Below are 12,034 nucleotides of genomic sequence, written 5' to 3' on the forward strand. Positions count from 1 at the left end.
TTAAATGTTAATGCTTTTTTAGTAATGGTCAAATGTTTTTTATCTTGTTGACGAAACCCTTAGCCAAAAACCAATATAGCTTGATATGAAGCCTTTACAACTTAATATTTTTGTTTTAAGAATAGCTTTGTGCTGCTGTTGCCTTTGTGTTTTTAAGGGTTACAGCTATGAGTTCAAAACCATCAATGTAAGGAATGGTTTGAGTCATAACCGCACCTATTCTATGGTCAAAGACAAGCAGGGTTTAATGTGGTTTGCTACAAGGGCTGGTATAGATCAATACGATGGAACATCTTTCAGGCACCACCCATTGATAGTTGACAAAGCCTATGCAGGCCCTGTAAGCCGCGCCAATGACATCATTATGGATCCGGAGGGTACATTATGGGCGTATGACAATACCGGGAATATTTTTCGATATGTAGCAAAAAGGGGTGCGTTTATACATGAAGTAACGCTGTCAGCAGCACTGAAAAATGATAATGTAACCCTTCGCGGTATAACTTTTAGTCGTTCAGGACAAATGCTGGTTTTTGGCTCCTTCGGTTTGGCAGTTTATCAATACAATACAACCAAAGTGATCAGCGCAATAAAGCCATCTCAAAAAAATGCCCCGGCAGATATAGGTTTCATATGTCACTTAAAAGGAGATCGCTATGCTGCGGGTACACTAAATGGTGTTTATCTCCTGCAAATCCAAGCCAATAAATTCTCTGCTAAAGAACTAACTTTCCAAGACACTGGTAATAAAAGAGTTCAGGCGATGGCTTTAGATGCAACTAAACAACATTTATATTTCGGAACTTTTGGAGGAAAGGTTTTTGATTTCGATGTAGACAAAGGTAAAGTTGCCAAAATAGAAACTATAAATTCCCCCTTTGGTATTAGAGTTATAAAGCTGAGTGGAGATTTCTTATACATCGCAACAAGCGGCTATGGCCTCTTAAAATGGAATCGGAAATCGAACAGAATTGAAAAGCATTATAAACTTAGCATAGACGATAAAGACAAACTGTCGTCTAATTCTATCTACGACGTATTTAGTGACGGCAAACGCCTTTGGGTGGCCACCTATAACAGAGGGATAGCGGTAATGGACCAGGATCTTCCAGATTTTCAGTTTATCCATAACCCAGAACATCATAATTCATTATATGGCAATTCTATCAGCGCCATTCTGGCAACTAGTGCCAACGAAATGTGGTTTGGCACAGACAATGGAATTAATATTTATTCCGCTGGTAAATGGCAGGAAATCTTAAATACCACATTAGATAAACGTTACCGGATTTTAGCTTTATGTGAAGATAAAACAGGCGACATCTGGGCAGCAGAGATCACCTCTGGTGCCATCTGTATCGATCAAAAAACACGTCAAATTAAGGGGAAACTTAGTGAGATCATTCCAGGCAGTAGCCAGGTAAATACCAGACTGATCTATAGCATGTATAGCGATGCCGAAGGAACATTGTGGTTTGGTGGTGTGTTCGGTAAAATTATCGGTTATCATCCCCAAACCAAAGTTTACAGGGAGTTTAAAAGCAATTCGATCAATACCATTAAGGAATTTCAGGGCAAATTAATTATTGGTACTACAAAAGGTCTTTTTTGGCTGGACCAGCAGCAGGGAAAAGTTTTGCCCTGGCCAAACAGTGGTTCTGGCAATCCTATCTTCAAAAATTACATCAATCATATTTATGGACTTGGAGAAACGCTGTGGTTTAGCACTGAGCGTGGGTTGGTAAACTATAATCCTAAAAATGATTCGATTAAGTTGTACACTCAGAAAGATGGTTTAGCCTCCAATGTTGTTTACAACATTAAGTCAGATCAATCGGGCAGGATCTGGGCAAGTACAGACAGAGGTCTTTCAGTGATCAATCCTAAAACGGGTAAAGTTTATTCCTTTGATGCTACCAATGGATTGAAGGAAGATAATTTTAGTCCTCGAGCAGCAGCGCTCAGTGCCGATAAAAAAATATGGTTTGGTACCATCAACGGGGTTTTATATTTTGATCCTGAAAAAATAAAGGACGAACATATTACGGCGAAACTTCATTTTGATGATCTGTTGATCAATTATAAATCAGTTTACGATAGCAGCTCCAGTTATAATCTGACCGAAGGCCTAAATAATCTTCAAAAAATCGTATTAAGACATAACGAAAATAGCTTTTCATTTAATTTTTCGGCAATTAACTACACTTATAAATCCAGAATATATTACCGCTGGAAGTTATCTGGATATGATCAGGAATTTATAGACTCCAGGGCAGGCCTAAAACCAAGTTATGCCAATGTGCCAGCGGGAGATTATGAGTTTAGGGTAGAAGCCGTAGAGACAGTAAACGGAAAATTGTTAGACAGTCGTAAAATAGCTATTCAAGTAGAGGCTGCCTGGTGGGCTATCTGGTACGCTAAGCTCATCTATGCTGTTGCAGGTGTTTCTTTAGCATTTTACATTTATAAAACGGTTAGACAACGGCGGCAACAGCAGGATTACGAAAATAAAATACGGTACTTTGCTGATACCGCCCATGAGATTAAAACTCCGATTACTTTAATTCTAGGCTCCCTGCAAAACCTTGGTGAAGATACCCTTACAGATAAAGGTTCACAACAGTTTTTAGATATGGCCATTAAGCACACTAAAAAATTAAATGTGATGGTGAACAGCTTGCTCGATTTTCAACGGGCTGAAATCCGTGCTATGAAATTAGAAGCAGCCAAACACGATATTGTTGATTTTGTAAAATCCCAGGTCGATAAATTTTATCCATTAGCCCTCCAGAAGCGGGTGGAAATAGTTATGGAGAATGAACTGACAGATCAGCAGCTTTGGTTTGATACGAATGCAATGGAGGTTATCATAGAAAATCTGATTACCAATGCCTTAAAATATACCAGGGAGGGGGGCTTTATCAAAATAACGCTTCGTCCATACGGGAATAAAGAACTTGCCATAGCTGTAGAAGACAATGGAATAGGGATAGCGAAGGAAACACAAAAACAACTTTTTCAGCGTTTTTACCGTGCTGAAAATGCGATAAATAGTGGAGAAAGCGGTACCGGAATTGGGTTGATCCTGGCCCGCACACTTACTGAACTGCAAGGGGGCAGAATTGAATTGTCCAGCGAGATCAATCAGGGTAGTACTTTTACTTTGATACTGAAATATGGTAATGCACATTTGAAAGACAGGCCAAATATTACGGTGATGACCAACGAGCATGCATCAACTGTTTTTGCAACGGAATTGAATGTCTTGCCAATGATCCAGGTCCAGGAGGCAATGACAACGGATAAACCACTGGTTTTAGTGGTAGAAGACAATCTGGATTTACGCTTGTTTCTCAGTCGCAGTTTAGAAGAAACTTATCATGTAGAAGTAGCCCAGGATGCCGAAACGGGAATTCAAATGCTAACAAACCTGAATCCTGACCTGATCCTGTCTGACGTGATGATGCCTGGAATGGATGGTTATGAGTTTTGCCGAAAGGTTAAAAATGATATCAAGACCTCTCATATTCCGTTGATCTTGCTAACCGCATTAGATCAAAAAAGTAGTGTAGTAAAGGGCTACGATTGTGGCGCAGATAATTATGTAGTTAAGCCTTTTGATGTTACTTTGCTTAAAATGAAGATCGAAAATACCATTCGTAACCGTAGAAAGTTAAAAGAGAAACTGATACAGAATATTGGTAGCGAGCAAATGGTATCTATGCAGAATAATGCCGATGATCTCTTTCTAACTAAGATTACTGAAAAGCTGGAAGCAAATATTTCCGAATCAGAATATTCTATAGACGAGCTGTGCGCTGATATGAAGATTAGCCGCTCCACCTTCTACAACAAGATCAAAGGTTTAACCAATCATAGTCCTAATGATTTTATTCGGATCTTCAGATTGAACAAGGCGGCACAATTGCTTAAAAGTGGTGACCATAATGTAAATGAGGTAGCTTACATGACAGGCTTTGCCGACCCTAAATATTTTAGTACCCTATTTAAAAAACACTTTAAAATCAGTCCCAGTAAATTGTTGTAAGCCCTATATCTCCCAATTATCAGGTAGAATAGATTTCGGGGCCTGTTTTTTAATGGAAAACAAACCTATTTGTTAAATATCAAACCTCGTTTTAGTACACGTATTTCTAATATTGTACCAAAAGAAACTAACCAAATAAAATAAGCCAAATGAAACGAACAATTTTAATGCTGGCGCTTGCGGCATTCTTTTGCCTTAAAGCAGATCGGCCCTATCCTGGGCACCGGGAAGAGACAAAATTTAAAATTTACCTTATAGGAGCTTCCACTTGTGCCAATAAGAAGGAAGCCGCTCGTCCTGAAACGGGTTGGGGAGAAAAATTCCAACCCTTTTTTAAGGACAACGTGACGGTAGATAACAGGGCATTAAATGGACGAAGTACCAAGTCATTTCGCAACGAAGGGCATTGGGACAAGGTAATGAAAGAACTGAAAGCCGGCGATTGGGTATTGATCCAGTTTGGGCACAACGATCAGAAATTGGATAAACCTGCTGTAGGTACAACCATAGCAGAATATAAAGAAAACCTTTCCAGATACATTGATGAAGTACGCAGCAAAGGCGCCACTCCGGTAGTATTAACTTCCATTGTAAGGCGCGCCTTTAAAAACGGGGAATTGACAAATACGCATGGAGATTATCCGGATGCGGTGATCGAGGTGGCGAATACGATGAAATGCGAGTACATCGATATGGAAAAAAAATCTCATGCATTGGTAGCGGCTTACGGCGTAGAAAAATCTAAGGAACTTTATTTTTGGGCAAAAAAGCAGGACTTCCCACACCTGGCTAACGATAAAAAAGACAACACGCATTTCAGCAATTATGGTGCCCAAAAAATGGCAGAATTGGTGGCAGAAGGTATTGTAGAACTTAAAAATAAAGTCCTCGCCCAAAATCTTAAAGCGTACAAAAAATTAAATCAGAAAATATGAGCAGAACAATCCCATTCTTGCTGCTGGTTTTGGCTTTTTTAACCTGCAGTGTAACCTTTGCCCAGCAAATTACAGTGAAGGGTAGGGTAGTAGATAAGAATAACGAGCCGCTTGCCGGCATCAATGTGCAGATATCGGGTACAAAAACAGGTGTAAGTACGAATGAAAAAGGCGACTATTCTATTTTTGTTTCTTCCGGTAAAATAGAACTCACTTTCAGTTATGTTGGTTTCGTGACCCAAAAGCAGGTTGTTGGTAACCGCAAAACCATCAATGTTACCTTGCTGGAAAATATAGAGGCACTAAATGAAATTGTGGTTGTGGGTTATGGTCAAATGGAACGTAAAGACTTAACAGGTTCAATAGCCTCTATCAGCGGTGCGGAAATTACCAAAACTCCGGTAACGAGTATTGGGGAGGCCCTAACAGGGAAACTTCCCGGTGTACAAGTAACCATGACCGAGGGAGAACCTGGTGCGCAACTCAAAATACGGATTCGTGGCGGTGGCTCTATTACCCAGGATAACGCACCACTTTATATCATCGATGGCTTTCCTGCGGAGTTGGGCCTGGACGGACTGGACCCAAATGATGTGCAGTCTATAGATGTACTTAAAGATGCATCTTCTACTTCTATATATGGCGCCAGAGGTGCCAATGGGGTAATCATTGTAACAACTAAAAAGGGGGCCGAAGGAAAACTGAAAGTTGCCTATAATGGCTATTATGGTGCCCGTCAACTTCCAAAAACTTTAGAGGTACTCAATCCATATGAATTTGTGCTGATGCAATGGGAACGTCAATCGCGTAACCGTATGTCTGCACCAGATTATAGAGATGTATTGGCCAATTATGGCGATTTCAGTACCTATAAAGATAAATACCAAAATGTACCTTATGTTAATTGGCAGGATTTGGTGATGGGCAGAAGTGCTTCAGTCCAATCTCACAATTTATCGTTAAGCGGTGGTAGTAAAGATACCAAATATACTGTAAGTACTACCCGCAATAACGAAGAAGGAATTATCAATGACAGTGACATGAAACGTAACACTGTACGTCTTTCCTTAGATCATAAAACAGGAAAACGCTTGTCTTTCAACATGTCGGCACAATATATGGATCGCACCATTAACGGAGATCCTGTGTCTGAAACTTCTCTGGGCTACTCCAAATTGGTCAATGTTTTACAGTTTAGACCATTGGCGATAGGCAACAGCACTTTAGATGACCTGCTTAACGATGAGCTGGATGAAACATTGGAAGAGGGATCTACATCGTCCATCAATCCTTTGTTCATGACTAAGGCAACACAAAGGCAGCGGAACCGTAAAGCTACAGATCTTAACGGAGGCATCACCTACAGGGTACTCAATAACCTGACCTTCAAATCCAATTTGGGACATACTTTTTACAGAGATCAGCAGCAATTACTTTACACCGCCATCACCAGTGTGGCCCGTACCAGAGGTGGTGCCAGTGCAGAACTAAAAAATCAGGAAATGACCAAGTGGAACATATCTAACACCTTAACCTATGCAAAGAAATTTGCTAAAAAACATTCGGTAACGGCGATGTTGGGACAAGAAGCCAACAGGCTGGATTTTTATCAGACCGATATGATTGGGAATGCTTTTATCAATGAAGACATCACCTTTGGAAATATGTCGCAGGCACAAAACCAGGCCATTAGTTCGGATAAATACGCAGAAGCAATTTCCTCTTTTTTTGGTAGGGTAAACTATGATTACAAATCACGTTACCTTTTCTCTGCGTCTTTAAGGGCAGATGGCTCATCAAAATTTGCCAGAGATAACCAATGGGGATATTTTCCTGCCCTTTCCGGTGCATGGCGCATTAGCGAAGAAGGCTGGTATAAAGGTGCAAAGAAAATTGTGGGTGATTTAAAGCTCAGGTATAGCTACGGTTCTTCCGGAAATAACAGGATAACCAACTATTTATACAGTACCAATTTTACCCCGGTGTATTACGGTTTAAACAAAACATCTACCTTAGGTCTCATTCCATCTTCATTGGCAAATCCATATTTGCAGTGGGAAACTACTACAACTTCAAATTTTGGACTGGATTGGGCAACAGCCAATAATCGCCTTTCAGGAACAATAGAATATTACCGGAACAAAATTTCGAACCTATTGCTTTATTCCGATATCGGCACTGTTTCTGGTTACACCAGGCAGATGTCTAATGTAGGCAGCACGCAAAACAAGGGCCTTGAATTTTCTTTAAAAGCCGTAATTATCGATAAAAAAGACTTTTCCTGGACGGCAAATGTCAATATTTCCGCTAATCGCAATAAAGTGCTTTCACTGGCCGGAGATCAACAGTTTATGCTGGCCGGATCAGGCTGGGGTAGTTTAGGAACCGATTTTCTGGTTCAGGTAGGGCAGCCCATAGGTCAAATTTATGGTTACCGTACCAATGGAATGTATACTGCCGACGATTTTACGGATGCTGCTTTTGTCTCCGGTGCATTTACTCCAGCAAACTTAAAGCCCGGTACACCTTACAATAATAGCCAGGGTAAAGAAGACAACCTTCTTGGTCAGCCCAAAATAAAGCGGATAAATAGTCCCGAAGGTTCCGAAACTACCACGCCTGATTTAGACCGGGAGGTGATTGGAAGTACGATGCCGAAACACTTCGGTGGATTTAACACCAGCTTCAGGTATAAAAACTTTGACCTGGGGATCTTCTTAAACTGGTCGTACGGCAATGATGTGTACAACGCCACCAGGTTAAGAGGTTCTACGCTCACCTTGCCTAACCAAAATATATTAAAAGCAGCAGGGCAACGATATACTGTAAGTGATCCTGTAACCGGTGCCCCGGTTTTAACCAGAGCCGGACTCAACGAACTCAATAAAAATGCAACCCAGTATTCTTTCGCACAATTCGCAGAAATCCTAATCGAAGATTATATCGAAGACGGTTCGTTCCTGCGGGTCAATAATGTGGTGTTGGGCTACACCTTGCCCAATAGCCTGGTAAAAAAAATAGGGCTGCAAAGTGTAAGGGTATATGTTACAGGATATAACCTGCACTTATTCACCGGTTATTCCGGTTACGATCCGGAAGTAGATACCAGAGGTGGCAATGCGCTTACACCGGGTGTAGACTTCGCAGCCTATCCCAGAAGTAAACAATATGTTTTTGGTTTAAATGTCTCATTTTAATTGACCATGATGATGAATACTATCACTAAAAAAATAATTCCGGTAGCCTTACTTATTGCTGCGGTATTTAGTTCCTGCAAGAAATTTTTAGATATACCACCAGAATCAATCTATGCAGAAGAGAACCTGTTTATAACCACCAATCATGCAGAAATGAATGTGTTTGGTATATACAGCATCCTGACTTCTGGTTCCCTATACGGTCGTAATATCACGCAGTATTACGATCTGGATACTGATCTTGCGCAGATAAAGGGCGGTACAAGTTCCGGAGCTCCTGATGGCGAGCGGCGCAGTATCGCACGTTATGCTTTTACTTCAACCACCAGGCAAATTTCAGACTATTGGGTTGATGCTTATAAAGGAGTAGAACGCGCCAATATTGCCATCGCGAAAATTCCGAAGATGGCATTGTATGAAAATGGTACCGAAGCAGAAAAGAAAAAGCTAAAAAGATGTTATGGCGAGGCGCTGACCCTTAGGGCTATTCTCTACCTGGACCTCGTACGCCATTTTGGTGATGTACCCCTGAAGCTTACACCATCCTCTACGGGAGAAAACTTTAACCTTCCCCGTACATCCAGGGATGTTATTTATGATCAACTGGTTAAAGATTTACAGGAGGCAGAAGAACTTGTGCCCTGGGCTAATGATACCGCTGTTGCCCTGGATGAGCGCATCACCAAAGCTGCCGTAAAGGGAATTTTAGCCAGGGTTGCTTTGTATGGTGCCGGGTATTCCCTGCGTTGGGATTTGCAAACTGGAAGTATTTCTTCACTTAAAATGGGTGTAAGGCCAGATGCCCCACGTATCAGAGAACTTTATACCATTGCCAGGGACGAGTGTAGGGAGATTATGCTGTCTACTGTACACCGCTTAAATCCTGTCTTTGAAAACCTCTGGAAAAACATCGCCGCTTATCGCATCGATAATGTTTACCGTGAAAATATAATGGAAATCGCGTTTTACAGCAGGTTGAGTGTAAGGGGAGAAGCCGGATATTACGGGAATTATAATGGTCCGGAATCCAGGATAGCCTCTGCACCAAACCACGGTACTTCTGCAGGGGCAATGTGGGTAATGCCATCCTTCTATCTTTCTTATGATCCGGATGATACCCGAAGAGACATTACTGCTGCAAGTCACATTTTTACCGCGCAGCCAAAAGGCACGCCCACCACATTATATAATTTAACTGTGGGCAAATGGCGCAATGGTTGGGCTGCATCTGCGCCATCATCTTTAACGAATTTCAATTTTCCGCTGTTGCGTTATGCCGATGTTTTACTGATGTTCGCCGAAGCGGACAGCTGGCTAAGCAATGCAGCTACCCCGGCAGCTGTAGATGCCCTGAAATTGGTTCGTAAACGTGCGCTTCCCACTAAAGTAGCCGCCATAGATGCAGAAGTTTACCCCTCTAACCTGGATGCTTTTATGGAATTGATTATTAATGAAAGGGCTTTTGAACTGGCTTTTGAGGGCTTCCGTAAAACAGATTTGATCCGCTTTAATAAACTGGCCGAGAAAATTAACTGGGCAAAAGCAGAAAACGAAGCTATATACAACAGCTATAGTGCTACCGGTAATAAACCTTATGCCGGCAGCATTGTACGGCTTCAGGGAAAAGTTATTCCCTCAAATCGTGTGTATAAAGATACAGGAAATAGTTATGGTGTAGAAATTCGCGAAACCAGTACCAAACCAGACAATACCTGGGGCTCGGGACAATGGCTTGGCTCACCTTTCAAGGCTAATATGGCCATTTTTGCGAGCGGTTTTAAAGAAAATTATAGTGAAATATATCCTGTTCCGCTAAGTATCAGAGATGTAACTACAGCTATAAGTCAAGTGCCTGGTTATTAATTTTATAGAAAAAAGTAATGAAGAAAATTAAAAGCGTATCTGCAGTCGTATTTTTATTAAGCACATGGTTTGCCTCACATTCCTATGCTCAGCCCAGATTAGAAAATACTTTTAATTCGTGTAGCATCTATTTGCCTTCGGGTTCTGGTACCTCTTCCGAACTGAGCTACAGGAGAGTTGGAGAGAGCAGCTGGAAAGCCGCTTTTCCATTGTATCATGACATGAAGCGTAAAGAATTTCGCGGAAGTATAGTATTACTGAATGAAGATACAGAATATGAAATAAGAACAATCATTAAAACAGGTAACGAAGTTACCCAGGATAAAATATCAGGATTTAAAACCTGGACGGCTACGCCAACTATCGGACGAGAAGTGCTGCTAAGTTCTTTTCTTAAAAGCGGAAAATATGTAGATGTACAAAACCTAAAAGGTTCAGCTACTTCCTGGATCCGGATTATTCCCGATATTGCCATCAATGCCGGTACAAGCTCAGACTATGCCCTGCGCTTTGTGAATTGTAGTTATGTGCTGCTGGAAGGTGCCAGTATCCGGGGTGGCCGCATCAATGCCGTTGATCTTTTAAGTACGGCTTCTGACATCAGACTGATCAATTGCAACATTTCTAAATGGGGAAGGCTTGCGGTAAGTCAAAATGCGACCGGCCATTATCTGGATAAAGACGGGGTAGCGGTAAATTACGATTCGGGTGTAAAAATTGGTAAGGCAAAAAATATCGTGATCGAAAGATGCTACATCCACTCGCCAAATGGAAAAACCAACCCCTGGAAAGGTGTGGTAGAATTAGGGCCTCATGCTGGTACAGCCTTTAAAAGCAGTCATCCAATGGGGCCAAATGGAATTTTCGTATTGCAAAATGGCGGTAATCTTGTCATCCGTTATAATGATATTATCGGAGATCAATTACATCGTTTTAATGACGGAGTAGAAGGGCAAAAAAACGGCTTCGTAGAAGGAGGATTTTATAACGATGCAGACGTTTACGGCAACATGATCGCCTTTGGACAAGATGATGGTATTGAGTTAGACGGAGGCCAATGTAATGTCCGTTTATATGGCAATAGGTTTGAGCAGTCTTATAGTGGGATTAGTTTGGCCCCTAATAAAAAAGGACCTTCTTATGTATTCTATAATGTGGTAACAAATCCGGGGGCATCAGATGGTTCCAGTAGTGCAGCGGTAAAAAATGGCGGAGGGGTAACCAATACCGAAGGCACGCAATTCCTATTTAACAATACCATGATTTTTAATGGTAACGGCATGCGGGGCGTAGGTTATGGTCCAAGCAGCGCAGCGGATAAAAGAGAAATGTTTTTGGCTTATACCAGGAACAATATTTTCCTGGGAACTCAAGCACCATCGGGCAGTGGTAAAGATGCCCGCGGCTATTCTATTTCAGACATTCACGAACTCCCGGAAAATAATTTCGACTATGATCTGTTGGGGAATAAACAAAATGAAGGTGGAAAAGGTAAAATTCAAGCAAATAAAGATGCAGAGAAGAATGGTGTTTTTGCATCTCCCAACTTTATCAATTTTGATAAAGGTATTTATACCTTACAGGCTTCCGATCCTGGCGTAGCCCGGGGCATTGCTGTTCCAAATTTTATGGAAAATTTTGTTGGAAATGCACCTAATATGGGCGCTTTCCAAACTGGTGCGGCTACACTTTATCCGCAACGCCCTTTGGATATCAGCTCAGATCATTATCACTTAAACATGAGTGTAGGAAGCACCCGAACGATTAAGCTCACTGTAGGGAATGTGGCGGAGTCTGATTTCGAAATTCTAAAAGCAGAAGACATGAGCTGGCTTGAAGTAACCGCATCAGACACTAAGATTCGTCCTAACACTACGTTAAGCCTAACTGTAAAAGCAAACCCAGCGCAACATAGAAAGGTAGGTGGGCTTTTAGTACGGTTAAAAAATGGACTTTCTGTACCGATTACTGTTTTTGCCAATTAATATTGA

General features: G+C 41.4%; 5 protein-coding genes. All 5 read left to right on the forward strand.

Translation table 11 applies throughout. The annotated features are described in order from the left end of the window. The first annotated feature begins 85 nt into the window (after positions 1-85). The 5 genes from LPB86_RS11300 (at position 86) to LPB86_RS11320 (ending at position 12,028) form a co-directional block, all read left to right on the forward strand. Positions 86-4,048, forward strand: coding sequence for a hybrid sensor histidine kinase/response regulator transcription factor (locus LPB86_RS11300; protein ID WP_230643823.1), 3,963 nt, complete (start codon positions 86-88; stop codon positions 4,046-4,048). A 149-nt stretch (positions 4,049-4,197) separates the two neighbouring features. Continuing rightward, positions 4,198-4,983 (forward strand): rhamnogalacturonan acetylesterase, encoded by a 786-nt coding sequence (locus LPB86_RS11305; protein WP_230643825.1) that lies wholly within the window; start codon positions 4,198-4,200, stop codon positions 4,981-4,983. Further along, positions 4,980-8,180 (forward strand): TonB-dependent receptor, encoded by a 3,201-nt coding sequence (locus LPB86_RS11310; RefSeq protein WP_230643828.1) that lies wholly within the window; start codon positions 4,980-4,982, stop codon positions 8,178-8,180. The genes LPB86_RS11305 and LPB86_RS11310 overlap by 4 nt, the downstream gene beginning before the upstream one ends. Positions 8,181-8,186: 6 nt before the next feature. After that, complete coding sequence (locus tag LPB86_RS11315; protein WP_230643830.1) at positions 8,187-10,043, forward strand: RagB/SusD family nutrient uptake outer membrane protein; 1,857 nt, start codon at positions 8,187-8,189, stop codon at positions 10,041-10,043. 17 nt (positions 10,044-10,060) lie between these two features. Then, positions 10,061-12,028, forward strand: a complete 1,968-nt coding sequence (locus tag LPB86_RS11320; protein ID WP_230643832.1) for a right-handed parallel beta-helix repeat-containing protein — start codon at positions 10,061-10,063, stop codon at positions 12,026-12,028. Positions 12,029-12,034: the final 6 nt, after the last annotated feature.

Origin of the sequence: Pedobacter sp. MC2016-14, from assembly GCF_020991475.1 — a bacterium.
Lineage (GTDB): Bacteria > Bacteroidota > Bacteroidia > Sphingobacteriales > Sphingobacteriaceae > Pedobacter.